This window comes from Pseudomonas fluorescens group sp. PF-1, from assembly GCF_054481335.1.
This window is the reverse complement of sequence record NZ_JBTMNG010000001.1, coordinates 2,730,769-2,755,467: the sequence shown is the minus strand read 5'-3', so window position 1 is coordinate 2,755,467 and position 24,699 is coordinate 2,730,769. Positions and strand designations below refer to the sequence as shown.

Here is a 24,699-nt window from a genome sequence, read left to right as displayed (position 1 = left end):
AACATAAAGTCATCCGAAAGATAAGTTGCTGAAAGCCCAAATCAATAGAATAAAAATAAAAAGTGATAGCATCCCGAAAGCTACACCACTGAGCTCATACAAAAACCTGTTGATCCGGTGCAACACGGAGCGACTAAAATACAAGTCATCGCATCCCATTTCGATTTTTTCCACTATCTGGGACGCTAGCGCTCTAGCTTTATAGCTAAGCTCATCTCGACCAGACTCTTCGAAGAAATCTAGATCCCTCAATGCACCGACCATTTCAATATCGACAATAGCTGTCCGCACGTGACCATTAAACTGATTAACACGCAACTCTAGCTCCAACATAAGCCCTGTGTAAGCTTCCTCTGCCCGACTTGCTTTGAAATTTTCCTTCCCGACCTCATCCTCGACCCACGATGCCAAGTCATCCAACCGGTCAATTATTTTATCTTTACGCTTAAGAGCTTCTGCTCTCCGATTGGCATTATATTGAAGGTAAAGAGTGAACATCCAACCAATCAACAAAACTATTAGCTGGCCAGGGAGATTCTGAAAATTCATTTCCCCTTACCACCTGCCGCGTCAATTCTATCCTTAATTAAAGCTTCAATACTCTTAACAAGACTATGAGAGTAAGTTAGCTTCACCTGTAACTCCTCCCAAGTAAATCCTTCCTCACGAATCAATCCACCAAAAGCCTCATCTAGGAAAGAGCGGCCGTATCGATTATAGCCATCAAGATCTACGTGAACCTTGTCGTACTCTCGCAATTTCGGCGCAAGAAGTTTTTCTCTGAAGAACTGACCGCAGCCATCTCCGTCGTCGGGATATCTACCATACGGACGCTTATTAAAATCCTTTACGACACTAATTGTAAATTCGCTCATAACTCTATATTCCATTGGACCAAAGTACCAGGGAACTTATTCTTCAGCTTAGACGCACCTGGCTGCTGTCCGTCCTCATTAAATGTATAAAGGCCATTATTACTGAAAACCCATAAAACGCCACCATCCGTATCATTAACCAGCGCTTTAATACTCTTACTTCCTTGACCATGCTTTTCTTGACGAGTTCCAGAAACATCATTCTGCATGGAGAAATAAATTAATCTCTCGTCAGAAACCCTGGTAGGTACTGCATCAAAAATTTTAACACCCGAGCTCTCGAATTCTGGAATATCTTTCGTCATATCTTCATAAAGCTTCGGATCAGTAAATTTCAAGAGCGGAAAAAACCATGGTTGTTTCACCACAGTTTTCGGGATACCTACACCACAATCATATATCGCCAGATATAATTTCTTCCCAAAAGTACTGCACATTAGCCACCAGCGTTTATTTTCGTTAGGCTCCCCGGGATAGGCGTGTAATCTCACGTTATTAATAGTTTCTGAGACCGCATCACCGTAGACATGCTCCTGCTCTGGACTCATCCGACCGTCGTAAATTCGACGCTGAATAAAATCGACGACTTCATCCATCTGCTCCCTACCAACACTCGATACTATTGGCATATTCCTGGCACTAGTGAGAGCATATTTAATCTCAAACCCATTGATAAGCTTATGCAAATTACTGGATTTTATTGCATTATTAACTGCAGGAGACTTTAGAGACAGAGAAACGCTCGCCTTTCCTGACCGACCTACCCCTGCTAGTTCAATTGCAGCATAAACCACAACCAACGCCGCTGCAGAAATCTTCTCTGTTCTGGAAAAATCAACTACGCAATCACGATGCCGATACTTTTTCCTGATTTGATGAAGGAACTCCATTGTTTCATTGTACGGACTGACCCTACTCTCAAACTCATAAATAGATATATATTTGGGGGCAATGAAAACATCTCTATCAATCAGGGCGCGTATAGGCGCAACTTTTCCTGGGACATATTTTTTATTTTTTCGACGCAGTCGTGTAAGCCAACGAGCTTCCCCGGCAGCCTGCCTCATTTCCCTATGTTCTGCGCTAATTCGCTTCATCTATATTCCGAATTTGTTAAATCTTCCATGCCGTTCTACCTCTCGGTAACCCGCTGAGCCAGTAGGTTTCTCCCATCATCCTGTCTGCTGCATGTGACGGCACCGCACATTATCAAAAGCCAGTCTGAAGGTCACTCATCGACTCCCACAATAGCTCATGCCATCAAGCACAGAGCGGTAACCATTTTTTCGAATTTTCCGCTCCCTCAGTCAAACCCAGAGATCTTTCTGACATACGACTGGCAAGCCGCCAGCGCAATCAATCCTTGGTCGCCGGCGTCGGTGATGCCGATAATTCGCTGAGCATGCGCTGGGTCAAGTCGGGCGCGCGCTCCTCCATGAACCACGCCGCCGGCGCCGGTACCGGCTGGCACTGAACAGCCACCGGTTGAATCCTCGGCGAGGAGGACTGACAGCCGCAGATCAGAAGTGGCAAGGCGATCGCGCAGGCGAGCTTGGTCTTTTTGAGCATTGGTCAACGCCTCGTAGTGGGTTTGGTCGCTGGCTGCAAGACGCTGCTCGAGCGCCAGGCGTTTATCCTGATCAGCACGGACCTGGGCGGCGGCTGCGTTGCTTATGGAGGTCAGGTCATCCTTGTGCAGGCCTGCCTGCTCGGCGAGCTTCTGGCCGTAGCGCCAGTCCTGGACCTTCCAAGCGGCTCCAGCGGTGATCAGCAACAGCGTCAGCACGCCGACCAGTACCAGCTTCGTCGCACCCGGGCTCATGGCACATCCCTGAAGAAGATGTGATGCCCAAGCGCCAGCATCTGCTTAGCGCCCTTCACCCAAACCGGTGGCTTCGGCATGGTGGTAGCGTAGTAATGCGTGGCCCCACCGGTGGGATCAGGCACCTTGCCATCGATCACCTGATCAGCAGCGATCCGCGCCTGGGCCAGTTCGCGGAATGGGATCTGACGCGCTCCGCTCAGAAAGGCAAAGTTCGGATCGGTCTTGTTCCAGCAACTGAACTGGTACGGCTTCTGGCACACGCCGGCATAGCCCTCCCCCCACCACGATTTTTCCTTGCCGTCGTTCACGCGGTTGCGGATGGTCCAGGCCACGGCGACTTGGCCAGCCAGGCTTTCGCCGCGGGCCTCACCCCACAGAGTGCGCGCGAGGATGTCGCGGTCTTTATCGGTAACAGTCATCACTTTTCTCCAGGCAAAAAAATACCCGCTCAATGGCGGGTGCGCTTTGATGCAGGTGATTACGCCGCTGGTGTTTGTGCCAGTTCCGGGTCCGCAACGATGTCCGGGATAGCCGGAACGCTCGGCCATGCCGGTGACGCATGCCAAGTCGGCTGCTTGGTGACTTTGCCGAGGGCGAACTTGTAGGCCTTCCATGCGGCAATACTGATCATCAGCGCCGCCTGCTCGGCTTCGTCCTCCTCGGTCGCCTCCCCTGCATCAATGCCGTATCCAAGCGTATCGATGCGATCCTGAATGCGGGCGATCTGCGTGACACATTGAGCGTTACGTGCAGAGAGTTCGGCTTTCATGGCAACCAGGTGATCGGCTACGGCCGCCGTTTCCTTCATGGCCTTCGTGATGAGTTTTGACCAGTCAATGTTCATTGAATTTCCTCTGGGATAACCTGCTCAGGCGGGAGCGGCGCTGGGAAGACCACCGGGCCATCCGGGACACTGACGAGGTCTACAGGGAATCTCTGCTCCGGACTTGCATTGGGCCCGTTTGGCAGTGCCAGGGTGATCACCAGGCTCCCGTCTTCCAGCTTTTCAACGTCGCCGCGGAACCATGTGCTGGTAATAGCTGATACTGGTAGCGTGTCTCCGCTGGCCATCGGAGAAAAATCAAAGTCCTCCCCGTTAATATTCAGCACTTCTCCAGCCTTGATCACACTCAGATCTAGGCCGATATTCCCATCTGGCGAAAGTTTAATAATCATTAGAGCCACCGACCTTTAGCTATGTATCCAGGTTTTGTAGTTGCTGTGTTGATCACAGATACCGCGGCGATAGATATCGACGAAACAGACGGGACCCCAGATATACACGCCCAGCATAGAGCCACGGTGGACTCTGAAACAACTGGGGTAACGGTAGGGGCCGACCCGACGAAAGTGGCCGGAAACGTGTAGCTCGCCACCCCGCTTTGGTAAAGCGGACCAAATGAATTACTCGTTGTAAACCCCGACGCGCTGGAGAACTCGCATATCATTGTCCCGTCTGCCCATTTGGTATATTTTCCGTTGGCATTACTCCCTGATGCGATAATCGTTCCAATCGCAGGCGAGTAGTGTAGACACAACCAATTACCACTTCCCAAGCTCAAAAACTCAGCAGTGTCATTGGCCGCTGTTGTAATACTGGCTGCACCAGGCAGTATCAGCGACGTGACGTTGTGGGTCAGCAGCAAACTAGCGAGGAATCTGACGGTACGTCGGGCGCCGGCGGCTATTGTGCCAAGTCCGGTGATCGTGGTGGTACCGCTGATCGATACTACATTCGAAGTGGCTGCCCCGATATCCGTCAGCGTCGCTGACGTGATTGTTTGAGGTGGCGCATCGTTGATTGGCCCGGTCAAGGTCCCGCCAGAGACAAGCAGGTAACTCAACGAATCAAGCGGCCCCATGTCAATCCATGCCGTGTTGGCGCTGTCCCGCCGCTTCAACCGATTCGCGGTGGTGTCACCCCACCACTGACATGGAAATGTCGTAGCCGGCGCCAGCGGCCCGACGCTGTTTGAGGCGAGCGCCTGCAGTGCTGCGTTCATATCAGTTCGAACCGTCAGTCCTGGGCCGTTTGCAACGTCCATATCGTGCTGCGACATAAATCAATACCCCTTTGAGATGTAGTCAATCGAGCAGCCGGACTTGGCGACTCCACTGGAGTTGCGAATGACGACCGTGAAGCCCATTTCGGTCTTGGCTGAAACATCGAAGTAGTCGCCAGCCGACAACCCTTGCGCCGTCAAGCTGACCGCTGGAGAAGCGTTGAACGGTGGCGAATAGGTGATGGTCAGGCCGCCAACCGGCACCGGAATATCGTTCCCGCTCTCGATCCGATCCGGCATATCGATGACAACTTCGAGCTTTGTCACATCAATCCAGTTAGATGGCTGCAACACCGATCCACGAAGCTGGAAGTCAAACAATCGCGCGCGGTAGTCACCGACGACGAAGGGCTTCCAGGCTGACCAGGCCACCGGTGTCACGTCCGACGTGCGTACCCACAGCGACAGAGAAGCGCCATTGGGTGGATCGCCATCAATACTGATCAGCAAATCAAAGTCAGCGATCGTGTCGACATAGGTACCGTCGTCGTACAGCGCCGCGACGACATCCGCCGTCAGGCGGCAGTCATAGACGTGCCCCAAGTCAGCGGGCGCGGCGAAGCTGTAGGACATCGACAAAGCCGAACCGCCGAATTTGTCGATTTCACCCAGAACTGCATCAACGTCTGCGATACCGTCAAACAAGCCAGTGGCAGCCATTTTCAAAGTCCCACCGCCGGCCGACGCATTGACCACTGCGCCCGTGAAGGCGGGCGACTCGGTAATGGTCAGCGCGACGTTGTCCGGCAGAGGCACTTGTGCATCCGACCAAACCTCGACGATGTCCCCGCCAACACCAGAGGAGTCCACAGCTCGCGCCAGGTATTTTCCTGGCAAAAGCGAGACGACGGTGGACGTCGAGCGCCCCGCCACTTCTGTCAGCGGCAAGGCCGAGTCCCACGTCGCAGAGGTGTTGCGCGAGTGGCGAATGTTGATGCTGCCGCCCAGCTTCACGTCCAGCTCCGGCACGGGCTCCCAGGCCAGCGCGGCCACGCTGTTGATGACATCGAGCCGAAGCCCAACCAGCGCCGACGGAGGCGCGAGCAGCGCCTGCGCGGTATAGGTTTGAATGGAAGCAGGTCCGGCCAAACCCAGCACGGACTTCGACGTCACCCGCAACGACCACAGGCCCGATGAAGCCGAGTCGAAATCGATACTCGGCGTCGCAATCTCGGCGACATATTCCCAGTTACCGCCCGGCTTCTTGACCTCAATCTGGTAACGCATGGCGCGTGCCGGCGGTGTCCAGCTGACCGTCAATCTGGCCGCCGCCAGCCCGGTCCCGGTGTCATACAGCGACTCGGTGAACGTCAGCTGGCCGACCGCATCCGGCTTGCCAAGGTTGACGATGCTGGTCGGGTTATCGGTGTCCGGCGTGCCGTACTCGACCTCGTTGAACTTGTCGGGGTCGTAGGCAACAGCGCTGATCGCATAGGTGCCGTCATCTCCCTCGCTGATACCGATGACACGGAATTTCTGCGTCTCCAGCGCCGCAGTCGAGAAGACCCATGGCGCGCTGGCCAGAGGTGCCGAAGCCAGCGGCGGTGATACCGTAATAGAGGTCGCGCCAGCCCCAACAGTGACGGCGGCAGTTGCATACGAACCATCCGCCATAACCACGCCGACAACGCCCGTACCGGCCAAGCCGATTGGCGCGTCCAGGAGCAGCAATGAGGCCGTGCTGCCGGCCAGAAGTCGGCCGCCGTTGCGTGCGCCGGCCCGGTTAGCGTCAGCGATGTCGACGATATCGCCCGGGTGCGGAATGGCCCCGTCAGCACCCACTGCAAACGTCACCGCTTCGCTTTCGGCGTACAGCAACCAGCGCCCCAGGCGGCGAGCCTGTCCGCGCGAGGTGCAGCCAACCGCCACAACATCACTCTGCTGAATCCGATTCCATTTCGCGATCAGGTCCGGGCGCTCAACAATCTCGACCGACTGCTTGTATTGCTGAAGCGGATCGTTCCAGGTCACCGCTGCAACGTTGAAGCGCTGGTCAGAGGCAACTGACTGGTAGTTGAAATCCCCGCCGACGATGTTGGAGTTGTTGAACAGATACCGACTGGATCGCGGAGCATCCTGTACGGCAGTTAACGTACCGCCAGCCCAGAAGCAGATCGCTCGGAACACCGACACCATGTCGTTTACCAGCTTCCACGCATCCTGTTGCGTGGTCAGTGCCAGATTACAGGTGAAGCGCGGCTCATAGCCGCCATAGCCGTCAGGGACAAAAGCGTCGCAATACTGGGCTATGCTGTACAGCGCGTATTTGTCGATCAGCGACGAATCGAGCGAGCCGCCCAGACCGTATCGGGTATTGGTGAGCATGTCATACCAGACCCAGGCGGGATTATCAGTCCACAGCCTATGAAACGTGCCGTCCCATGAGCCGCTGTAGACCCTGGTAATCGGGTTGTAGTTGCTCGGCACCAAGACCTTGATGCCCTGGATCAAGAACGCCATGCGCGGGATGCTGGAAAACTGCTCGGCATCAATTGATATGCCGACCATTGCAGTATTCGGGTACCGAAGCTTTTCATCCCACAGCAACGTGATGCTATCGAAAGATGTGCGGTTTTGGATTGCGGCGCTAGTGGAGTCGACATTCAGTCGAGTTGCGCGGATGTAGCGCGGAAGCCCGCCCGATGGCAGTAGGCGCAAGTAAAAGGAAAACTGGGTACGACTCATGGTTTTGGCATGGATGTCGATGTCATCGCACATCTGATACCAGGCGCCAGTACCCAGTTTTGCGTCTAACCTCAATGCGAAATTTGATCCGCTGGTATCGCCATTTTGCAGGTTCTGCTCTGATAGTTGGGGAACGCTAAACGTCAGCCGCACCGCGTCGACATCGGTGTCGGTAATTGCTCGTTCCACGCTCACGTACTGCTTCAGCTCAACCCCAACCGTTTGCTCAGCCTCAAGCCCCGTAATCGGCATGTAGGCCTGCCATTGAGTCCCCACACGGCCATCGATACCGACGCTGGAGAAGTTGTAGCTGCCGTCAGGGTTTTGCAACGGCACATCATCGAAGAAAACGCCTTGGTCGCCGCCAACAATTCCTTGTATTTCACCCTCGCAGATCGCGTGAAGAATCCGTACGTGTTGTCTTGAGCGAATGCTATCGGGCGCCTCTACTGGAGTACGCGCAGATCCGCCACTACCGCCCTTCCCGCCACCCTTCCTACCGATAATGACTTCACTCATGTCGGCAGTGCCTCCGCCCAGGTACCAACCGCGACCACACTGGAGCCGACCAGCATTGTTCCGTAAACCACAGGCACAGGAAGGCCTTGCTGCGTTGAGTTGAAGGCGCCGTTGAAGAGGTAGCTGGGTTTGTTTTCGGTGCTGGCTTGGTCTTGCTGGCTTGAAGACTTTGGAACCGGTGACAGCATCTGTACGACGCCACCAAGGGTCATCGCGATACCTACTGGCAGAAGCGCTTGGAAGCCCGGAATGAATGACGCAACGATCAGCGCAACACCAACAATGGTCTGGAACAGTCCGCCATTTTTGCTGCCAGAAAGGACCGGAACTATTCGAATTTCGGTCGTCCCGCTCAAGGTGAGCTCGCGCTCGCCGACGTTCTCACGATTGCGGAATATGGCGTAACGAAGACCCTTGCGCGCGGAGTCACGGATGAAATCTTCGAAGCCTGGGATCGTGTGCTTCAGGGCGCTGAACGCCTCAATAGTCGTGCCGGTCTCAAGATATCTGACATGCTCGCGACCGAAAGCTTGTGCCAGGCTGCCGGACAGCAAGATGGTGGTCATAGGCTTGACGTTGGCAGCGCACATACTTTTCTCCAGGCAATAAAAAACCGCCCGGAGGCGGCTTGTTTGTTCTGCCCTATCTACAGGCAGCGATTAAGTGATTCGGTTACCTTGCTGCGTCCAACCTGTTGCCAGGCCATTCGCTGGTAGAGCTTGACCGTGCTCCCGCTCGCAGTGCGCTTGATGTCGAGAACGTCGTTTGTCTGTCCGTTCATCTCCCCGCCCGATACGAGTCGATAACCGTCTGTGGTTTCGCTCATTGTGGCTGTCGATTGGTATTCCTGCCAGTCTGGATAAACACAAAGAGCGAATGCCTTCGGGTCTTTATTGGTGACCTTGGAAACCGCTGGGTCACCTTTCAGCAGATCGCCCGGCGTAGTGCACCCCGCCAGCGCGATCAGGGCCAGGGCTGTTATAGCTTTCCGCATTGCTGAGCCTCCATGTGTTTTGGCGACTCTAACAGGCAAAGACCGAACAAATACAGGGCCTATATGCGTGACACCCCCGGGAATGGCTCGATCAGCGGCCCATACCCATCAAATCGTTTCACACAATCCTTGATGGTTCTCCTGTCTTCATCAGGGGCCTTAACGCCCTTGTAGTGCATGATGTGGGTGGTGCACTCGCGGTAGGCGCGGCCGTAGACCTCGCGGCAACTCAGGCGCCCATACAAGTGGTGTAGCAGGACGTCGCCCTCAAGCCAAATCGCACCATGGCACGGTGTTGGGCTACCGATAGCCATAACGATCAGATCGCCTGGCTCTGGTGTAGAAACAGGAACAAACCCAGCCTGCTCGAAGTTATCGACATAAAGGTTCTCGCCGTTGTGCCACCAATCATCCTTGCGATGGTAGTCCGGAAGGATGATGCCGAGCACCTGGCGGTAGTAATCGCGGACCAGGGTGTAACAGTCGATCACGCCATGGACAAAGACCCGGCCTTCGAGCGGCATTTCGCCGGCGGCCGGCATTTCGTGCCAGGTTGCAGCACCATCCTTCAGCCCGACAATCCACCAGGTCATGCGGCTGGCCGCGTGACTCGCGATATCGTGCAGGCTTGGCTCAGGGCCGGCATCAGGGTGCGAATGCACCACCGCGACGATATCGCCCAAGTCCTCGGCAGCGGCGTAATCCTCCGGGTGCAAGATGAAGTGATCCGGCTCTTCCGACTGATTGCGGCACGGCACATAGGACGGCTTTCCGCGCACGCTGACGACCAGACCGCATGACTCTTGCGGATATTCTGCGCGGGCATGCGCCTCGGCGTCAGCCCGGCATTTCTCGAACAATTTGCTCATAGTCAAAGTCTCGGAACGCGGGCAATGCCCGGGAAGCCGCCGAATGGCAACTCACCATTCTCGCCAAAGCGCTTCTTGCAACCCCGCAAGGTGCGGCTGCATTGATCCTTGGCAGGGTCACTGGTTGGGTTGTCGGTATAGTCGGCCACCGGGCCGCCGCCATAACCACACTCACCAGAGCGATAGGCCCACAGGCAAGTGCCGGCCACCACTTGCCGGCGCGGCAGTTTCACGCCCTGCAGGTCGAGCGGTGAGCCAAGCTCGAACTCGATGGCGGTTGGTGTTTCGTTGACCTTGCGCGTAATGATCCAGGTTTCAACCGGGTACTCTTCGGCGGGGTTTGCAGTTGGGTTGCCGCCAGCAAAGTTAACCGCATCCAGGTACTTGACCAGCGTGCGACGGCGTTTGAGCTTAACCCCAAGAAGGTCTTCATATTCTCGGCACAGCGCCGAAACCGTCCCGCCGAAGTTACCGACTTGAAGCTGTGGCCGGGCCGGCGATCCTTGACTGGGCGTAGCGAACTCCTGAGCCTTAATCGGCCAGGGTGTATAAACGTTCCCCTGCCACACAACTGACCCAAGCGTTTCGTTCACTCCAGCATGAAAGCGAAGCGTCTGGTCGGGCAGCACCAACTCGAAACCCTCCCAAATCACCAGTCCGGTGGCCAGCGAGAGCTGTCCCTGTAACTCGCTCATTCGAATACCTCCTCAAAGGCAGCTGATAGGCTAGATGCGCCATAGGCGATATCGCCGCGCGTCCATTCCCGACAAACAAAAACCCCGGCAGATTGGCCGGGGTGGGTATAAGCGAACGCTTCGACGGCACCTCGTGCGGAGAGGAAATCGTCGATTTCTGCGATCACCTCCGTTCTGTTCTTGAACATCAATGAAAACTTGCGTGGCAGGCGGTTGATGCCGGACGCCTGCCGCTGCTCATAGCCGTCACCGAACTTGATGACCTTGACGGTCGGAGCAACGGCTTTCGAGGCGTCATAACCCGCTCTCCAGGTGAAAACCTGCATGATTTCTCCTTAGGCGAGTTGCCCGCCGTTACGGCGCTGTCGGGCTATTTCTTGCTGCGCGACAGCCTTCATGGCTTCCGCCAACTTCGCAGGATCGGGGATTGTGCTGGCCCCGTTGTCAGCCGCATCGATGTAGAAAGTCATGGTGATCGGTGTTGCGCTGCTTCCGCCGCGAATACCGAGTCGTCCCTGCGAGTCGCGGGCAAGTGGCACAATCGCTTCAGGCCCAGCCTCACCCATCACTCCGGTCTTGCCACCGGCCATCCCGAAGGCTGTCGGCTTGCTGACAATGCTGTCGGTGAAGGCCCCGCCGTTGGCGAACATTTGCAAGCCGCCGGACCAGGCACCGCCTTTCGCTTGCGGAAAGTACTGCGAGGAATAGCCGGCCTGCGATGCTCCTAACGAACTGGAAGACCCTCCACCAAAGTAAGAGCCTGCGGCAGAAGCCGCCAAGCCGAAGAGCCCGCTCAGCGCAGACGAACTGGCCTGCCGCACCGCGATACGCGCCATATCCGTCAGTACCGACTTCGCGAAGTCAGCAAACGACAGCTTCCCAGTCATGGCGAAGTTGACGATGGCGTCTTCCATAGAGCTGAAGGCGTTGGTGAACAGGCTTTTGGTCTGCCCCGCAACGTCGCGCGCCGACTCCAGGTAGTTCTGCCACGCCGAGGACGCTCCATTCGTCCAGTCGCCCTGGGCGGCGGTCATGTCGTCGTAATTGGCCTGCACGGTGTCGTGCAGATCTTGTTGCGTAGCCTTCAGCGCTTTCAGCTTCTGGCTGTACTCGTCCAGGCTCATACCGCGCGAACCGTCGCCATACTGGTTGGCCAACTCCAAGCGCTGCTGATTGAATCGATCATCAATGCCGTTTTGCTGATCCGTCAGCCCGCGTTGCCGGTCTCCTTGACCAAGGCTGGAAGCGGCGCGCAATCCTTGCTGTCGAAGCGTCTCGACTTGTTGCTGCAGGGCGCTGGTGTACGTGTTGACAGCCAAAGTCTGCTTGCGCAGCCGGCCCTCTTCGTTGGTGGCGATGATCGCCAGTTCGCTGTCGCTGTCTTGCTGCGCCTTGACCATTGCGGTGCGAGCATCCGCGATCTTCTGGTCGATTTGGACAATCTGAGCACCGGTCGTGCTCTTCTTAGTCTTGGCTGCTTCGAGCGCATCGATTTCAGATTGGTAGCCTTGGGCAACTTCGTCAGCCTGCTGCTTCAACAGACTGACGCGCTGCTCGGTGTAACTGGCTTGTGAGATCACACCGGCGCGCTGCGATGCCTCCAGTTCCTTGTCGGCGTTTTTGTAGTAGGCCAGTGTCTCGGCCAGAACGTTCTTCGCGTTGCTGAAGCCCGTCAGGTCGACACTGCCAGCGGCAGCCTTAGGATCCTTGAACTTGTCGTTTAGGTTCGCCATGTTCTTGGCGACTGCTGCAGGATCAAGCCGGGAGTCGTTCGGGTTGACCTTCCGAATGTCGTCCAGGCTTTTCTTGTAGTCCTCGATCGCCTCAGCGCGCTTCTGCTCGTTCGTCAGTGAGGACTTGGTGAGCGCGTCGACCTTCGACATCGCGACAACTGCGCTTTGCTGTGCCTTTGTCTGCTCACCGTCGTATTTGGCAATGTCGGCGGCCGCGGCTTTCTGATCCTCCAGCATGTTGAGCTGGTTGCTGTAGACCTCAACCATCTCTTTCTGGTTTTGGAACAAGCCGACATCGCCGGATTGGGCGGATGTGAGATTGCGCCGTGCCTGCTCGATATCAGCATCGATATCCGGCCTGCCGATGTTCTTCAGATTGTCGGCGGCGCGCGCGACAGCGTTGTAGCCCCTCTCCCAGAAGCTCAGATTTTCGAGGATCTTCGGCGTACGCTCGTTGATCGCGTCCGCGTACTGCTCGGTCGCCAGCTTCACCGCGCCAGCGTGGTCGCCCTGCTCTTCCAGTGCTGCGATTTGCGAGTAAACCGAGGCCGTCAGGTAGTGGTACTGCTCATTCAGCGCAGCGGACGCCTTAACCGGGTCGTCGGCCAGCTTGGAAAACTCGGCAACCGTTTCGCTGACAGCCTTTCCGGTTGCTTCCTGCATCGACACGGCAGCCTGGGTGATATCTGCGAAGCTTTCGCCCGCGATCCTCCCGTTACCGGCCAACAGAGCCAATACCTCAGCCGCTTGCCCGGTGGTGCCAAAAGTGGCGCTCACCTGCCGAGCCAGCGAACCAAGCTGATCAGCGCTTACGCCGGCAGCATTGCCAGTAAGGATCAGACCTTTGCTATACGCATCCTGCTCTTCGCTGCCCTTGTAGTAGGCGACCGCCAAACCACCCACGGCGGCAGTGGCCAGCGCGATTGGTGCCAAAACGGCAAGCAGCCCTGCAGCAGAGGCACCAGCGCCTGCGCCCAACTGGGCAACTGCACGAACGCCACTACCCCAGTCCCCGGACGACAACGCGTTGCCGAGTTGGACGACATTTTCTTGCGCCTGGCGAGTGCCGAGGCGCAACCGATCGAAACCAGTGGCAGTCTTCTCCAGCGCCGCGTAGTTGCCGTCGATCTTACCCAGCGCCGAGTTGTACTGGTCCTGGCTGATACGACCGGCATCCAGATGCTTACCCAGGTCCTCGACCTGTTTGTCGAGCTTGGCCATCGCAGCCCGGGCCGGATCGATTGCCCCCAGCAGACTGTTCAGGGCCTTCTGTTCATCCAGCGTCGACTTTGCCAGTGCCACCTGCTGCTTATCCAACTGCGCGGTGATCTTGGTGAATTCAGCTTCACCATAGGCGCCGGTCTGGGTCAGCTTCGTCAGGCTGTCACGTTGCTTGGCCAGTTCCTGCGTGGAGGTCGCGCCTTTCGATAGCGACTTTTCCAGCGCCTCCATCTCTTTCATCAGGCCAACGGCGGACTGTTCAGCGCGATCACCAGCCTTGGTCAGCTTGTCGAGATCGGTCGCAGCGTTGGCGGCATCAGCCGAATCGACCTTGATGCCGAGTTCTGCAATGTTCATCGACTCACCTTGAATAAGTGCCCGTCTTCACGGGCTGTTGTCGCGGGCTTCGGCCATAACCGCGATAGCTTCAGATTCCATTACACGGATGTCCTGAAACACGCCGGGACAGTCTTTCGCCGGGATGCCGACGAGCTTCATCACATTGGGCAAAACACCGTAATCGAGGCCGGTCGCGCCGCCTGCGCCTGTGCGCCACTGAGTTCCCATTGAGTCCATGACGAGAAATGACGGCCAGTTGTCCAGCCAGACCTCAACTGTTTCGTCGTAGTCCTCTGGCGAGAAGCCGAACATCGCCATCTGCTCGGCAGATCCTTCAGACTCATACAGCGCACGGGCTGCGGCGATCAGTTTCCCAGGCGGGCCTTGCCGAAGGCTTCGCTGTAAGCCTTCACAACGGCATCCGACACACCGATACAGCTCTTCACCAGCGCGGTGATCGACTCATCATTGAGCTTGTCGTTGAAACCCCAGGACACCACCAGGTCCTTGACTTGGTCGACGCCTTGCTCGACCTCCGCCGCGGTAATTTCCGTGAGGGTCGGTTCAGTACCCTTAAAGCGCTCGCCGATGGCCTCCGCTTTTTCCTTCCAGGAATCGAACAGTTCCGCCAGCTCGGTGCGGTCGCGATACTTGAACGTGAACGGCACCATGGCTGGCTTGCCGCCGACTTGAGGGATGGCCACGTCAACGGTGAACGTCGGCTTCGGCGCAATGGAAAACTTTGCCATGGGATCCCCTTAGGCGTTGTAGCGGGTTGGGCGAGAGGCGAACGACAGAGTGATAGTCCGCGTCATGATGTTGTTTCGGCTCAGCGTCGGGGTCGCCGTGATCGACACGTACGCGAAGTAGTAAATGGTCGCGCCGCCCGGCAGGTTCGCGCGGATCAGGCGCGGTTCTTTGTCTTCGTCCGCAGCTTCAACCGGCGCGACATACGCTTTGGCCGGATCATCCGCGACGGGCAGCGTCATGCTGCTGGCAGACTTATTGGTGGGCAGTTGACGGTCATCATCGTCTTCAAGGAAACCGTAGGTGAGGAACTGTTGCTCGCCACCGTTCGCCGTCGGCTCAGTGATTTGCGAGATCTGCGTCCAGCCGGAAGCCTCACGGACGGTGCCCGCACCAGAGCCTGCCGGGTAGTTCTTCACGCTGGTGGTATCGATGCCTTCCGCAGCGAAATCGCCGGCGTCCGAATCGATGACCCGCGCTGGACGACCGCTCAGCTTCGCCCAGGCGGAATCGATGACGATCACGTCGCCGTTGGCCAGTCCATGGGCGGCAGCCGTGAGCACTGCGGGACTGGCATTGCTGATGGCGGTGAACGCTTTCGGGGCGCTCAAGGTGGCCGCAATCTCGAACGTGGTGCCGTTGGGAATCTTGACGCTCATGGGTTTTCCTCTTTGCAGAAATGACAAAACCCACTCAATGGCGGGTTCTGGGTTTGCCCAACGGGCGGATTAGGTAGTGGTGTCAGCTCGGTATAGGAACGACACAGGCACGATGTAGGTGGTGTCGTCCGAAATGCCCGGGCCGGGGTCAACCGGACTCATCGTCACCACAGTCAGCGCCCCCTTCGTGTTCCGCTCGTACAGCGGGAAAAGCGCAGCGATCTGGTCAGCCAGCGCGCCCGCCGCGCCGCGGTATTTGCCCGAAGGGGTCACGATGTTGACCTGAAACACTCCGGTGTACAGCTTGTGGTCTCCGCCGAGCGTATTACTGGCTGTATCAGCCGGCAGCGTGAAGGCCTTCAGGTAGGTCGCGCCATTCACAGGCGTGTAAGCCTCATTTTCGACCACCACCTTCAGCGGTACCGGTAAAGCTTTCGCCCAGTTGATTAGCTTGGCCTCGAAGATCGACGCGATGATGTTGTGGCTCATACCTGGTTATTCCTGATGGCCTCCTGCACGATCTGCTGAAAGCGAGCCACGGTCACCCGGACCATGCCGCCGGGCGCCTGGGTCGAATGCCCGAACTCAAGCGGAATCGCGTATGGCAGGTTGTTGATGATGTAGGCCATCTGGCCGGCGGTGAAGTCGCTCATCGCAGCCACAAGGGCGGCAGTGGTCTCGGCGCCGCTCGGGTCTACCTCGTCGAAGATGACGCTCTCGACCACGCCGAGGGAAATGTGCCAATTCGCTCGGAACCGACCGCCGACGTAGCCTTCCGGGGCAACGATATCCATGCCGTCGTTGAGCTTGCGGCCTTTCTTCAGCTTGCCGCCCTTCGTGAGGTTGGCCGGGTCACTTCGAAGCGCGGTGTTGTGTTCGTTGACAGCCTTGTTGTACTGGGTCGCGACAGCGTTCTGCGCCCAGATCTCCGGGTTACCCACGGGAGACATGCGGATCAGGCTGCTGCCGACCTCGATGATGATCTCGCGCACACTGGCGTCGATGGCTTCGCTGGTCTTGGCGGCGAACTCGGCCAGACTCAGGGCGAAACTTCCGGACTGTCCGGCACCTGCCCGGCTCACGACCGCACCTGCAACTCATACAGAATCGGCGTACCGGCGGGGTTGATCTCTTTCAGCGGCGGAACGATGGACCAGGTCCGGCCCTGAATGACCACTTTGCTCAGCAGATCCGGAGCCCACTCAAGCCCCTGCGCGGCGATCTTGAGCTTCTTGTCGCCCTGCTTGATGAGGCTGTTGTTCTGGAACTCTTGGCCGGTGAAGTCGAGCAGGATGCCCTGGGCGCTCTGCTCGGTGATGGTGTCGGGCGGCGCGGTGCCGGTTTCCGGGTCATACTCGCCGATAGTGAGGGCATGGATGGTCACCGGCTGGCCATATTCTGCGATCATCTCCAGCGCCGTTAACGCCATTTCGTTATAAAACGCCATTAGGTCACCTTTAGAGATCAGAAATGAACAACGCAGAAAAATCAGAATACCTACACGAAGGCATACGAGATTTAGAAACAGCTATAGAAAACAATGACCCATTGACCGTGCCAAAGAAGCTGTCATTGCGGACCAGGCTCAAGAAAGTCCTAGACGGAACAAGGGGCAGCGAGATCTACGATGACTTGGCGGATAGCTTGATTCCAATTAGCGGGCGATTTAACGCAGAGGACTTATCCATAATCGCAGATGGGATTAAGGTCTGCCGAACCCCCTCTCTTGTAGACGTTTTTAAGGTAAAACTTCTCGAAAAAGACTTGGGTCTTTGATTAAGCTCTGACAGCAAACAATCCGCGCCGCAGCAAATAATCTGAAAATTGCGTCGCGCTCGGCCGATCTGGCGCCGCAGGCATCAGTCGGCCGCTTGTGTTCGGGATAGCCGCGTACTCGCGAGTCACTGCCCCTTCGACACGCTCAAGCGTCACCGCGCCTTTGCGCTTATCGATCGGGTCAATATCGTCCTGATGGATTTCAGCGGCCAGGGCCATCTGGCCGTACTGGATGCGCGCCGGCAGGTAATTGTCGGGCTTGATCTCGTAATCAAGCTCAACACCACGGCGGGGCCAGGACAGTGCCTGCTCGCTGTTGGTCTTGCGCCCTTTCCACGTCTTGCCATCCATCGCCACGGCGGCCCGACGCAGCAGCGCTTCCTGTACTGGCACATCTGCCGGGATGGTCACGCCGAACTTAACGGCGTACATGGCTAGGTCCTCGGCAGATGCGTAGCTTTCGGCGTCAGGCTTACCGGTGCCGTCCTCGATGATGAGTGCCATGGATCAACTCGCTGTATGGGTTGGGCCGGGCGCCGGTGAATGCGCACCCGGACAATTACGCCTGAGGCAGTTCCGAAACCGCTTTTTCAAGCGATTCTACCGAAGCATTCGCTCGATACGGCACATTGGCGGCGTCGAGCTTCGCTTTGAGACCAGCGATCTTTTCGGCATTGTCGACCGGCTCTGCCGCAGCCTTCAGGCGCGAGACTTCGGCGCGAAGCAATTCGGCCTCGCTCGCCAGGTTGTCGCGCTCGCTCGTGAGGGTTTCGAAACCCTCGTGAATCGCTTTCAGCGCACCGAACAAGCGGATTGGCAGTTCGCCGGCGCCCGGGTGTTCCAGTTCGGTCAGACCTTCGGCAGCCTCGATCAGCAACACGATGCCGTCACGCTCTGCATTCAACTTGCCGATCAACTCCAGCAGCGCGCCGCCATCAACGGCAGCACTATCGGCGATCAGCAGCACCGGTGCCGAGTCAGCCTGCCGCAGGGTGACCTCCGGCACATCGTCAACCTCACCCTCGCGGCTTTCGGTGACGTTCGCGTCGATGATGCGCAGGCCACGCTCCTTCGCCAGGCCTTTCACGTCCTCCAGATACTGATGGAACGGACCAGGCAGGTACCAGATTTTGTTGCTCATGATTGCATCTCCGCCAAGCCGGGCACACGTCCCGGCTTGGACATCACGGGGTTACTTGGAGGCGTCACCGATCAGAGCCACACCGGCGGTGTGCTTGATGCTGGTAGCGGTCTTGTCCCAGTTGGTACCGGTCGCCAACTCCGCGTCGGTTGGCGACTTGCCGCCGGTGGTGGTGTCCCAGGTGTAACCCTTCAGGCCCAAGCCGAAGGTGTAATCGGTTTGGAGCGTGGTTTCGATGCGCTCCTTGCCGTTGGTGGTCTGGACGTTGCTGATGATGTCGCGGCCGTCGTGGACCAGTGCAGCGCCCTGCACCAAGGACAGGATGATTTCCTTGTTCGGGGTGCCGGCCTGCATCAGCGCAGGGGCATCCGTCACAACGGAGATCTTGCCGAGGATGTCCACCACGCGAACGTTGCCCGCCTGGAACAGCTGCTGCTGGTTCGCCAGGTTCTGGCCGACCAACTTGTGGTAGCTGGTGCCCTGCATCACCTGGGTGACCAAGTTCTGACTGGCGTCGCCGAACTTCGCATGCGCGTTGTTCAGGCCGGCGTAGGTGATGCCTGCGGTCGCCGACACATCGTTGACTGCGGCGGCTTGGGCGGTGATCGCTGCAACCAGTGCCGCGATCGCAGTGTTCAACTGGTCCTTCAGCAGGATTTCAGCGAACGCGCGACTCGCGACTTCGATACCTTGGGCAGTTGGGCGCTCCAGCCAGGTCATCTGCGATGGCTCATAGCGAATCGGGCCGAAGCCGCCTGCGACCTTCACCGAAGTGTTCTTCAGTTCGGTCAGGTCGGTGGCAGCAACAGCGGCGTTGGCGCTATAGCGGTCCACGCGGCGCTGAGCAGCAGCCAGGGTCTGGAAGAACGACTCTTGGAGGAAGTCGCCAGTGAAGCCGTCCGGGGACAGCACGATAGCGCCGCGGCTCGCAGCGTTGAAAGCGGCCAGGTACTGATCCAGCGTCTCGAGAGTCGCCGGCATGATGTACTGGTTGAAGACCTGCATTTGCGACAGGGACATGAGTTATTTCCTTACGATTGAGGGAGATCTGGGAACCGGCTTGCGATCGCAGCCGTCCGTTCCTCTTTGGTACCGCCGATTTTTCCTTTCGGGGCCCCGCCCCCACCACCTGCACCGCCGGCCCCGCCGCCAGATGCTTTACTGCCCGCGATCAGCGGCGCGAACGCCGCGTCATTCGCGATTTCTGCTTTCAGCTCGTCCAGCGTCGCCGCTGAGAGCTTGCCCTGTGCGTCGAGGACGACCACAACAGGCTTCCCGTCGCGCTGCTCGACGCTCAGACGGCGTTCGATGTGCGGCAACAGGGCTTTTGCGCTGCCTTGCACTGCAAGTGCAGAGGCGATATCAGTAGCGGTACGGCCGACGGTCAGATCCCGGATCTGAGTGCTCAGCGTCCCACGCTCCTGTTCCAGCATGCCGTTCAGCTCAGCTTCGCGGCGGCTGTATTTTTCTGACCAGGACTTTTCAAGCTCTTCGACATTGCCGGTCTTCCGGGCGTTTTCTTCACGCTCCAGTCGGGCTTGGTCTTCGGCATCTTTACGTGCCTTGTCAGCGGCCTTCTTCTCGTCCAGCAGTTCCTGGACCTTGGATTTCAAACCCGAGACGTCCTCAGGCTGCGGCAGACCTTCAATGCCGAGTACGAACTTGCCGTCCCTCTCGACGTAAAGAGTGCGCACGGCTTCGTCTACCCCTTCCAGGGTATCCAGTTGGAATTTCAGCATTGGTTGTCTCCCAGAGACGTAGGTGCAGGCCCTGCCTGCGGGCATAAAAAAACCCGGCGCTTGTCCGGGTTTATGGAATGTCTGATGCTAAACATCGGTTTTAGTCAAAAAAAGGAACCTCGCAGACTCCGCGCAACTCCGAGGCCAGTAGCGCTCTCATTGCAGCGACCAGCGGCTGGTGATGCCTGAATTCTTGGCTGCCTCCGACATATGAGGTCCAGTAGCCATCAGCACCTTTGACGATCGAAATACCGTACATAGTGATCAAAGGCCCTGCGTCAGCCCACGCTTGCGAGGGTGTGTACTGGACTTCGGTTCCGTCTTTGAATCTTTTCCTCATGTGCTCTTGGATGGTATTTCCCACCTGAACCCATGAAGCCGACGCTTTGTCTACATAGTGAAGTACGGCGTAATCAAGTCTCCAGCCGCTAAGCTCCCCCAGTTCAACTGCCCTGTACTCAGTCATTCGTCCCGCCCCAAAAGATTATCGTGTTCCGGGTAAATGGGGATCAGATGATCGAAATCAAGACTCAGATACCTGCCCGCTGGAACGCCAGAGGCTCAAGAGCCTTCATCTGCGCAAGTGTCAGAGGTGAAAAGTTGCGATCAAGCTGCAGCTCGGAGAATCGTTCGATGCTCAGGCCGCCTTCGCGGAACAGCTTGGCGCGGACCGGGCCAATGGCCTTGTCCTGAAACGCCGCAGGCTGCTGCTTGAGCCAGTCGTAGTAGCTGAGGTCCGCCCTCACCTGCTGGGCACCGCCGTCACCGATGGATGCCCGTGTGGCGTCCTTGGCGAACAAAGCGCTGAAGCGAGTCACCGCCACCACCGTCGAGCGACAGTTGATGTGGATCGGCGGCCTCGGCCCCTCGGTCAGCTTGAACCGGCGCTTATCGAGCGTGCGGCACTGGCTGGTTGTCTTCGAATCCAAGGTGCTGACCCACTCCACCGACGGCACGACATCGGAGTTCGCTTTCAGCGTCTCCATGCGTGCCTGGGTGGCGACGTGCTGAACCGCCGTTCGCACTATGGCGCCGGCATTCCGGTTGGTCGTGGCCAGGATGCCGTCGTTGTACTGGAGCGCTTTGGTCCCGCGAATGCTCTTGATGATCTGGAAGTTGGTTTGGCCTTCGAAGAAGCCCTGCCGGATCGCACCAGTGATGCGCTGCCGCTCGGTGGTGGTGAAGCCCTCAATGAACGACTCAAGCAGCTTTCCGCCATCTGCACCGCGCACGCTGAGCGGGTTGGTGAGGATGGCTGCCCGTATCGCCGCAGCACTTGGCACCGCCGCATCGAACGAGACGCCAACCGGCGCCGCCCGGGTAAGGCTGGTAGCCTCAAACTCCGCCTCGTAGTTGGCAATATCCACCAGGTCAAGGTTCAGCTTCTCACTGTAGCGGCCGAAAATGCCCAGCAGCAGGCTATCGACCTCGCTCAGCAACCGTTCCAGCCGCGCGACGGTGTAATCCGTCAGGTCAGCCCGGGTCAGCCTCTCACGAATCGAGCGATCAATCTCCTTGAGGAAGGGTGTGAACTTCGCCACTTCCCCCGACTTCAGCTGCTCCAAGAACACAGCGTGCCGGATGGTGGCATCAAGGATTGCTTGGTTTGCCGCCATTCGGGATTACCTCAGTGTCATCAAGTGCGGGCCCGGTGCTTTGCGCCTCCAGCTCATCCCGGATTTCGTCGTCTGTTTTCTCCGGGTTGATCGCGCCGCGATCGCGCAGGTACTGCCAGAAGTCACCTTCCGGCAATTTCCCGCCCTGCACTGCGTTGAACAGAGCTGCGAGGATCGTCGCGTCCAGAGTGATTTGGCTGAAGTCTTGGTTGAGCTTGTAGATCACTTCGCCGGTGGCATTCACGAACTCAGCCATCCAGGCCAGGCACTGGCTGTAGGCCTCGCTCACGTTGCTTACGATCAGAGACAGAACGCTGTGTTCAGCGGCACTGTCGTTATCGGCCTGGGTCGCAGTCTTCACCGCACTGCCCCGCTCGATCAGCCGGGCGCCGAGCGACACCATGTCCTCTTTCTTGGAGTCCATGGCCTCTTTGGCGACCGTGTTTGGCTGAGCCTGCCAGACGCCGCAAGTGCCACTGACTGGCAAGAGCCATGGTGCGCGGGAGCCAAGAAAAATGCCGTTCTTCTCCATGTGGTCGCGCCACTGCTCATCGAGCCCCGCCATCCACGGCTGAGGCTGGCCCACCAGGTAAGCCGCCTCTTCGTAGTCAGCGCTGTTGCGGTAGTGACCCACGTTGACTTCCGCCATGTCGTACAGCGGCGAATCGTCGATGGTTGTGTCGTTGTTCTCGCTGCCCAGGAACTGGAAAGGGATCACACGCCACGGTTGGCCGAGGCCATTCAACGGCGTGAAGGGCGCGATGATCATTGCCGTCTGGCCGGAGCCTTCTTCCCACACTTCCTGTGTGTAGACGCCGGCAGAATCCAGTCGCAGCACCCGATACTGAACGACCTGCTCGCTACCGAAGCCGTCATCAGTGTCGACGTCGACCTTCTCACGCAGAACGACAAGGCTCAGCAGGTGCTGGCCGCCGACTTGACGAGTCTTCCAGTTGATAATCGACTCTGCCGTGTAGCTGGCGACGTTCGCCCGAGCACGACCCGATTGCTCGTCAGCCTTGCTCACGGTTCCAGCCTCAACGGCGGCATAGTCCACCAGCAGCCCGTGACGGCCGACTTCTAGCAGATGCCCAATGACCGACTGCGACTGCTGGTAGATGCTCACGCCTTGCCCGTCGACATCCTTCGACACGTAGTCGAGAGCACCTGGAACAGTTAGCGTTGGCCAGGTGCGGAACACTGCGCCCACCAAACTGTGCTTCGTCCGGCCTGTGGCGTTATAAAAAACGGCGCGCTTCTTGTACGCGTCGTAGCGGTCCCGGTTGTCCTGGCTTGTGTCCGATGCGTTCGGCCGCGGCAGGTATCGGTCGCCAGCGGCCTTGATGGTTTCCGAACCTTTGCAGACGTCACGCACCAAGCACCAGCGGTACTGTGCCGCCTTGTACTCGGGACGAGTAAAAGTGACGTCCGTCATCGGGCGACTCCCATTTTCATTGAGGTGACCGGTTTAACGATCGGGTACTCGCAGTGGATGAAGTAACCGCCGCCGTCGTTGGCGTGGTCGTTGCCCTGGCTCTTGTCCGGCTCGCCATTAGGCGCCCAGATCTGTTGCTCAAGGCCATCTGCATAAGTCGGGCATGTGAACGGATTGACCAGGTAACGCCGCTCACCCTGTGCGTTGCAGAACATGGCGTTCATGGCATTTATCCGGTCTTTAACTGGTGGGTTAGCCGCCGGCGCGATCACTGCGAACTCGGCCTGCTTGAGCATGGCGATATCCGTGACGCTGGCGTTTACCGACTTGCGCGAATCACCCGAGGCGTCCGGGTAGATCCTGATCTCGCAGGTTTTCTCGAAGTCGTTGCCGTTATGGCGCCAGTAGCGCTCCTTGATGCGGCGGATCATGTCCGGCGTGTCGTAGCCATCCATCAGCTCATCCACCGCGCGCGGCATCCCGTTGTCACGTTTGACGTGGGTGATCGCCGCCATCTTGCCGACGTTGAAGTCCATGCCGATGAACAGCGGCTCACCTGGCTGCACAGTGTCGAAGCACTGGTTCAGCTTGCGGTCGTACGCGTGATAGATCGACCCGGAAGTCAGGTTGACGAACTGCCCATTGAGGTAAGCGCGGATCAACTGCTCGGGGTACGACTCCATCAGCGAGGGGATGTAGTCGTCAGGCAGATTGAGCTCGTTGTCGAAAGTGCTGGCCTGCACCAACCCGTACATACTGGCCAGCGCAGGCTTTTCGCGGATTTGCTTCACGAACTGCTGGAAGACGAACTTGAACCCTTCGGGGGTCGTAGTTACGTCAACGCCGTTCTTCAGCCCGGGTACGTTGTAGCGCATTCGGGCAATGATCTTGCGCCAGGCGTGCTGAGCCTTGAGTGAGGGCAGCACGTCGAGTTCATCCACCAGCGCATGGCCAATTTTGAAACCGACGATGGTCTGCGGCTTCTCCATCGAACGGCAGATCGTCGTGCTTCGGTACTGCTTGCCGCTGTAGAAATCGACCTCTTTGTCGCTCTCCTTCGTCTTGACCTTCAGACCCCAGTCGTACGCCACTTCCTCAATTGTCGGGAAGAAGATGTCGCGGATCTGCGGGTAGGTTGGTGCGAAGTAGCCCGAGTTGATGCTAGGCCACTCCCACACGTGCTTGCACAGCGCCGCGCAGCCGACCCAGGTCTTACCCGAGCCAAACCCGGCAACGAAGCCACGGAACTTGTGCGGGAGCTGGAGGAAGTCAGCCTGCGGAACATTCAGGCTCGGCATCCGGCTTCCTCGCATTTATCACATGGACCTGCACCGAAGTCGGAACAACTGGCTCGCCCTCATCGTCGGATTTTTTCTGCCGGTTGACATAGACGTCGCCGACTTCCTTCGCGGCCTGCTCCAGGATCTGCATGGCCAGACCGATGTTCTTCATCGATTCCGCCTTCTCGACGAACCGATTCATGGCGCGCAGGCGATAAGCTCGGTTGGCGATTGGAATCTCGGCGGTCTCTTCGCGGAAGCGCTTGCGGGCATCTTCAAACATCGTCACCCAGCGCTTGGCCAGGCCTTTCCCTGACGTCTTCGTGGGATCGTGTGTCTCCACCTGTTGGCGGGTCACCGTGATTCCGTATTCCTTTTGGACGGCTTCAACAACCTGTGAAGGCGTGTCGAAGCACGCCAAGGCCTGAACGATAAAGGCCTTCACGTCGTTTTGAAGGGCTGCCATAGATTTTCATCCGTCCAGAGCC

Annotated in this window: 30 protein-coding genes; 1 reads left to right on the top strand and 29 read right to left on the bottom strand. The window is 57.7% G+C overall.

All coding sequences use genetic code 11. The annotated features are described in order from the left end of the window. Nucleotides 1-9 precede the first annotated feature (9 nt). The 20 genes from ACX3YD_RS13370 to ACX3YD_RS13275 all read right to left on the bottom strand — a co-directional run bounded on the left by ACX3YD_RS13370 (nt 10) and on the right by ACX3YD_RS13275 (nt 16,671). On the bottom strand, nt 10-549 hold the full coding sequence (locus ACX3YD_RS13370; protein ID WP_458960223.1) for a hypothetical protein: 540 nt from the start codon (nt 547-549) through the stop codon (nt 10-12). After that, nucleotides 546-875: an STAS-like domain-containing protein gene (locus tag ACX3YD_RS13365; protein ID WP_458960222.1), complete on the bottom strand. Its 330-nt coding sequence runs from the start codon at nt 873-875 to the stop codon at nt 546-548. Before ACX3YD_RS13365 ends, ACX3YD_RS13370 begins: the two co-directional genes overlap by 4 nt. Further along, nucleotides 872-1,972, bottom strand: a complete 1,101-nt coding sequence (locus ACX3YD_RS13360; RefSeq protein ID WP_458960221.1) for a hypothetical protein — start codon at nt 1,970-1,972, stop codon at nt 872-874. Before ACX3YD_RS13360 ends, ACX3YD_RS13365 begins: the two co-directional genes overlap by 4 nt. 206 nt (nt 1,973-2,178) lie before the next feature. Beyond that, complete coding sequence (locus ACX3YD_RS13355) at nt 2,179-2,697, bottom strand: lysis protein (RefSeq protein WP_458960220.1); 519 nt, start codon at nt 2,695-2,697, stop codon at nt 2,179-2,181. Next, nucleotides 2,694-3,119, bottom strand: coding sequence for a cell wall hydrolase (locus ACX3YD_RS13350; protein ID WP_458960219.1), 426 nt, complete (start codon nt 3,117-3,119; stop codon nt 2,694-2,696). Before ACX3YD_RS13350 ends, ACX3YD_RS13355 begins: the two co-directional genes overlap by 4 nt. A 59-nt stretch (nt 3,120-3,178) precedes the next feature. Then, on the bottom strand, nt 3,179-3,544 hold the full coding sequence (locus tag ACX3YD_RS13345) for a phage tail protein (protein WP_458960218.1): 366 nt from the start codon (nt 3,542-3,544) through the stop codon (nt 3,179-3,181). Beyond that, nucleotides 3,541-3,876, bottom strand: a complete 336-nt coding sequence (locus tag ACX3YD_RS13340; protein WP_458960217.1) for a hypothetical protein — start codon at nt 3,874-3,876, stop codon at nt 3,541-3,543. The genes ACX3YD_RS13345 and ACX3YD_RS13340 overlap by 4 nt, the downstream gene beginning before the upstream one ends. Before the next feature lie 887 nt (nt 3,877-4,763). Further along, complete coding sequence (locus tag ACX3YD_RS13335) at nt 4,764-7,967, bottom strand: TipJ family phage tail tip protein (protein ID WP_458960216.1); 3,204 nt, start codon at nt 7,965-7,967, stop codon at nt 4,764-4,766. Beyond that, nucleotides 7,964-8,557, bottom strand: a complete 594-nt coding sequence (locus tag ACX3YD_RS13330) for a tail assembly protein (protein WP_458960215.1) — start codon at nt 8,555-8,557, stop codon at nt 7,964-7,966. The genes ACX3YD_RS13335 and ACX3YD_RS13330 overlap by 4 nt, the downstream gene beginning before the upstream one ends. A gap of 56 nt (nt 8,558-8,613) precedes the next feature. After that, on the bottom strand, nt 8,614-8,961 hold the full coding sequence (locus ACX3YD_RS13325; RefSeq protein WP_458960214.1) for a hypothetical protein: 348 nt from the start codon (nt 8,959-8,961) through the stop codon (nt 8,614-8,616). A 59-nt stretch (nt 8,962-9,020) separates the two neighbouring features. Then, complete coding sequence (locus tag ACX3YD_RS13320; RefSeq protein ID WP_458960213.1) at nt 9,021-9,830, bottom strand: C40 family peptidase; 810 nt, start codon at nt 9,828-9,830, stop codon at nt 9,021-9,023. Nucleotides 9,831-9,832: 2 nt separating this feature from the next. After that, nucleotides 9,833-10,525 (bottom strand): phage minor tail protein L, encoded by a 693-nt coding sequence (locus ACX3YD_RS13315; protein ID WP_458960212.1) that lies wholly within the window; start codon nt 10,523-10,525, stop codon nt 9,833-9,835. After that, the gene (locus ACX3YD_RS13310) at nt 10,522-10,851 is read right to left on the bottom strand and encodes a phage tail protein (protein ID WP_458960211.1); all 330 of its coding nucleotides are present in this window, start codon (nt 10,849-10,851) and stop codon (nt 10,522-10,524) included. The genes ACX3YD_RS13315 and ACX3YD_RS13310 overlap by 4 nt, the downstream gene beginning before the upstream one ends. A gap of 9 nt (nt 10,852-10,860) precedes the next feature. Continuing rightward, nucleotides 10,861-13,836: a phage tail tape measure protein gene (locus ACX3YD_RS13305; protein ID WP_458960210.1), complete on the bottom strand. Its 2,976-nt coding sequence runs from the start codon at nt 13,834-13,836 to the stop codon at nt 10,861-10,863. A gap of 27 nt (nt 13,837-13,863) precedes the next feature. Continuing rightward, nucleotides 13,864-14,136, bottom strand: coding sequence for a DUF1799 domain-containing protein (locus tag ACX3YD_RS13300; protein ID WP_458960209.1), 273 nt, complete (start codon nt 14,134-14,136; stop codon nt 13,864-13,866). A 47-nt stretch (nt 14,137-14,183) separates the two neighbouring features. Next, the gene (locus ACX3YD_RS13295; RefSeq protein WP_458960208.1) at nt 14,184-14,567 is read right to left on the bottom strand and encodes a phage tail assembly chaperone; all 384 of its coding nucleotides are present in this window, start codon (nt 14,565-14,567) and stop codon (nt 14,184-14,186) included. Between the two features lie 9 nt (nt 14,568-14,576). Further along, a complete protein-coding gene (locus ACX3YD_RS13290) occupies nt 14,577-15,224 on the bottom strand; it encodes a phage tail protein (RefSeq protein WP_458960207.1) in 648 nt (215 codons plus the stop codon). Between the two features lie 69 nt (nt 15,225-15,293). After that, nucleotides 15,294-15,713: a phage tail terminator-like protein gene (locus ACX3YD_RS13285; RefSeq protein ID WP_454838206.1), complete on the bottom strand. Its 420-nt coding sequence runs from the start codon at nt 15,711-15,713 to the stop codon at nt 15,294-15,296. Then, nucleotides 15,710-16,306, bottom strand: a complete 597-nt coding sequence (locus ACX3YD_RS13280; protein ID WP_458960206.1) for a hypothetical protein — start codon at nt 16,304-16,306, stop codon at nt 15,710-15,712. Before ACX3YD_RS13280 ends, ACX3YD_RS13285 begins: the two co-directional genes overlap by 4 nt. Continuing rightward, nucleotides 16,303-16,671 carry a hypothetical protein gene (locus ACX3YD_RS13275; protein WP_458960205.1) on the bottom strand — a complete coding sequence of 123 codons (369 nt, stop codon included), beginning with the start codon at nt 16,669-16,671 and terminating at the stop codon, nt 16,303-16,305. Before ACX3YD_RS13275 ends, ACX3YD_RS13280 begins: the two co-directional genes overlap by 4 nt. A 23-nt stretch (nt 16,672-16,694) precedes the next feature. Here ACX3YD_RS13275 and ACX3YD_RS13270 point away from each other — a divergent pair, with 23 nt between their 5' ends. Further along, nucleotides 16,695-17,000, top strand: a complete 306-nt coding sequence (locus tag ACX3YD_RS13270; protein ID WP_458960204.1) for a hypothetical protein — start codon at nt 16,695-16,697, stop codon at nt 16,998-17,000. Here the strand turns inward: ACX3YD_RS13270 and ACX3YD_RS13265 are convergent, their stop codons facing one another. From ACX3YD_RS13265 to ACX3YD_RS13225, 9 genes are all read right to left on the bottom strand, one after another. Continuing rightward, the gene (locus tag ACX3YD_RS13265; protein ID WP_458960203.1) at nt 17,001-17,504 is read right to left on the bottom strand and encodes a DnaT-like ssDNA-binding protein; all 504 of its coding nucleotides are present in this window, start codon (nt 17,502-17,504) and stop codon (nt 17,001-17,003) included. It lies immediately after the preceding gene. Between the two features lie 55 nt (nt 17,505-17,559). Then, nucleotides 17,560-18,141: a hypothetical protein gene (locus tag ACX3YD_RS13260; RefSeq protein WP_458960202.1), complete on the bottom strand. Its 582-nt coding sequence runs from the start codon at nt 18,139-18,141 to the stop codon at nt 17,560-17,562. 51 nt (nt 18,142-18,192) lie between these two features. After that, nucleotides 18,193-19,161 carry a major capsid protein gene (locus tag ACX3YD_RS13255; RefSeq protein WP_170045135.1) on the bottom strand — a complete coding sequence of 323 codons (969 nt, stop codon included), beginning with the start codon at nt 19,159-19,161 and terminating at the stop codon, nt 18,193-18,195. Between the two features lie 11 nt (nt 19,162-19,172). Beyond that, a complete protein-coding gene (locus ACX3YD_RS13250) occupies nt 19,173-19,880 on the bottom strand; it encodes a hypothetical protein (protein ID WP_458960201.1) in 708 nt (235 codons plus the stop codon). 100 nt (nt 19,881-19,980) lie between these two features. Beyond that, the gene (locus ACX3YD_RS13245; RefSeq protein WP_458960200.1) at nt 19,981-20,346 is read right to left on the bottom strand and encodes a phage protein NinX family protein; all 366 of its coding nucleotides are present in this window, start codon (nt 20,344-20,346) and stop codon (nt 19,981-19,983) included. A 64-nt stretch (nt 20,347-20,410) separates the two neighbouring features. Beyond that, nucleotides 20,411-21,496: a minor capsid protein gene (locus ACX3YD_RS13240; RefSeq protein WP_458960199.1), complete on the bottom strand. Its 1,086-nt coding sequence runs from the start codon at nt 21,494-21,496 to the stop codon at nt 20,411-20,413. After that, complete coding sequence (locus ACX3YD_RS13235) at nt 21,471-22,931, bottom strand: DUF4055 domain-containing protein (RefSeq protein ID WP_458960198.1); 1,461 nt, start codon at nt 22,929-22,931, stop codon at nt 21,471-21,473. Before ACX3YD_RS13235 ends, ACX3YD_RS13240 begins: the two co-directional genes overlap by 26 nt. Further along, the gene (locus tag ACX3YD_RS13230; protein WP_458960197.1) at nt 22,928-24,229 is read right to left on the bottom strand and encodes a terminase large subunit domain-containing protein; all 1,302 of its coding nucleotides are present in this window, start codon (nt 24,227-24,229) and stop codon (nt 22,928-22,930) included. Before ACX3YD_RS13230 ends, ACX3YD_RS13235 begins: the two co-directional genes overlap by 4 nt. Beyond that, nucleotides 24,201-24,677, bottom strand: a complete 477-nt coding sequence (locus ACX3YD_RS13225; protein WP_458960196.1) for a DUF2280 domain-containing protein — start codon at nt 24,675-24,677, stop codon at nt 24,201-24,203. The genes ACX3YD_RS13230 and ACX3YD_RS13225 overlap by 29 nt, the downstream gene beginning before the upstream one ends. Between the last annotated feature and the right edge of the window lie 22 nt (nt 24,678-24,699).

Excerpts from the sequence above, each read along its gene's own strand:
- ACX3YD_RS13370 (WP_458960223.1), bottom strand. The coding sequence starts at position 549 with ATGAATTTTCAGAATCTCCCTGGCCAGCTAATAGTTTTGTTGATTGGT.
- ACX3YD_RS13365 (WP_458960222.1), bottom strand. The coding sequence starts at position 875 with ATGAGCGAATTTACAATTAGTGTCGTAAAGGATTTTAATAAGCGTCCG.
- ACX3YD_RS13360 (WP_458960221.1), bottom strand. The coding sequence starts at position 1,972 with ATGAAGCGAATTAGCGCAGAACATAGGGAAATGAGGCAGGCTGCCGGG.
- ACX3YD_RS13355 (WP_458960220.1), bottom strand. The coding sequence starts at position 2,697 with ATGAGCCCGGGTGCGACGAAGCTGGTACTGGTCGGCGTGCTGACGCTG.
- ACX3YD_RS13350 (WP_458960219.1), bottom strand. The coding sequence starts at position 3,119 with ATGACTGTTACCGATAAAGACCGCGACATCCTCGCGCGCACTCTGTGG.
- ACX3YD_RS13345 (WP_458960218.1), bottom strand. The coding sequence starts at position 3,544 with ATGAACATTGACTGGTCAAAACTCATCACGAAGGCCATGAAGGAAACG.
- ACX3YD_RS13340 (WP_458960217.1), bottom strand. The coding sequence starts at position 3,876 with ATGATTATTAAACTTTCGCCAGATGGGAATATCGGCCTAGATCTGAGT.
- ACX3YD_RS13335 (WP_458960216.1), bottom strand. The coding sequence starts at position 7,967 with ATGAGTGAAGTCATTATCGGTAGGAAGGGTGGCGGGAAGGGCGGTAGT.
- ACX3YD_RS13330 (WP_458960215.1), bottom strand. The coding sequence starts at position 8,557 with ATGTGCGCTGCCAACGTCAAGCCTATGACCACCATCTTGCTGTCCGGC.
- ACX3YD_RS13325 (WP_458960214.1), bottom strand. The coding sequence starts at position 8,961 with ATGCGGAAAGCTATAACAGCCCTGGCCCTGATCGCGCTGGCGGGGTGC.
- ACX3YD_RS13320 (WP_458960213.1), bottom strand. The coding sequence starts at position 9,830 with ATGAGCAAATTGTTCGAGAAATGCCGGGCTGACGCCGAGGCGCATGCC.
- ACX3YD_RS13315 (WP_458960212.1), bottom strand. The coding sequence starts at position 10,525 with ATGAGCGAGTTACAGGGACAGCTCTCGCTGGCCACCGGACTGGTGATT.
- ACX3YD_RS13310 (WP_458960211.1), bottom strand. The coding sequence starts at position 10,851 with ATGCAGGTTTTCACCTGGAGAGCGGGTTATGACGCCTCGAAAGCCGTT.
- ACX3YD_RS13305 (WP_458960210.1), bottom strand. The coding sequence starts at position 13,836 with ATGAACATTGCAGAACTCGGCATCAAGGTCGATTCGGCTGATGCCGCC.
- ACX3YD_RS13300 (WP_458960209.1), bottom strand. The coding sequence starts at position 14,136 with ATGGCGATGTTCGGCTTCTCGCCAGAGGACTACGACGAAACAGTTGAG.
- ACX3YD_RS13295 (WP_458960208.1), bottom strand. The coding sequence starts at position 14,567 with ATGGCAAAGTTTTCCATTGCGCCGAAGCCGACGTTCACCGTTGACGTG.
- ACX3YD_RS13290 (WP_458960207.1), bottom strand. The coding sequence starts at position 15,224 with ATGAGCGTCAAGATTCCCAACGGCACCACGTTCGAGATTGCGGCCACC.
- ACX3YD_RS13285 (WP_454838206.1), bottom strand. The coding sequence starts at position 15,713 with ATGAGCCACAACATCATCGCGTCGATCTTCGAGGCCAAGCTAATCAAC.
- ACX3YD_RS13275 (WP_458960205.1), bottom strand. The coding sequence starts at position 16,671 with ATGGCGTTTTATAACGAAATGGCGTTAACGGCGCTGGAGATGATCGCA.
- ACX3YD_RS13270 (WP_458960204.1), top strand. The coding sequence starts at position 16,695 with ATGAACAACGCAGAAAAATCAGAATACCTACACGAAGGCATACGAGAT.
- ACX3YD_RS13265 (WP_458960203.1), bottom strand. The coding sequence starts at position 17,504 with ATGGCACTCATCATCGAGGACGGCACCGGTAAGCCTGACGCCGAAAGC.
- ACX3YD_RS13260 (WP_458960202.1), bottom strand. The coding sequence starts at position 18,141 with ATGAGCAACAAAATCTGGTACCTGCCTGGTCCGTTCCATCAGTATCTG.
- ACX3YD_RS13255 (WP_170045135.1), bottom strand. The coding sequence starts at position 19,161 with ATGTCCCTGTCGCAAATGCAGGTCTTCAACCAGTACATCATGCCGGCG.
- ACX3YD_RS13250 (WP_458960201.1), bottom strand. The coding sequence starts at position 19,880 with ATGCTGAAATTCCAACTGGATACCCTGGAAGGGGTAGACGAAGCCGTG.
- ACX3YD_RS13245 (WP_458960200.1), bottom strand. The coding sequence starts at position 20,346 with ATGACTGAGTACAGGGCAGTTGAACTGGGGGAGCTTAGCGGCTGGAGA.
- ACX3YD_RS13240 (WP_458960199.1), bottom strand. The coding sequence starts at position 21,496 with ATGGCGGCAAACCAAGCAATCCTTGATGCCACCATCCGGCACGCTGTG.
- ACX3YD_RS13235 (WP_458960198.1), bottom strand. The coding sequence starts at position 22,931 with ATGACGGACGTCACTTTTACTCGTCCCGAGTACAAGGCGGCACAGTAC.
- ACX3YD_RS13230 (WP_458960197.1), bottom strand. The coding sequence starts at position 24,229 with ATGCCGAGCCTGAATGTTCCGCAGGCTGACTTCCTCCAGCTCCCGCAC.
- ACX3YD_RS13225 (WP_458960196.1), bottom strand. The coding sequence starts at position 24,677 with ATGGCAGCCCTTCAAAACGACGTGAAGGCCTTTATCGTTCAGGCCTTG.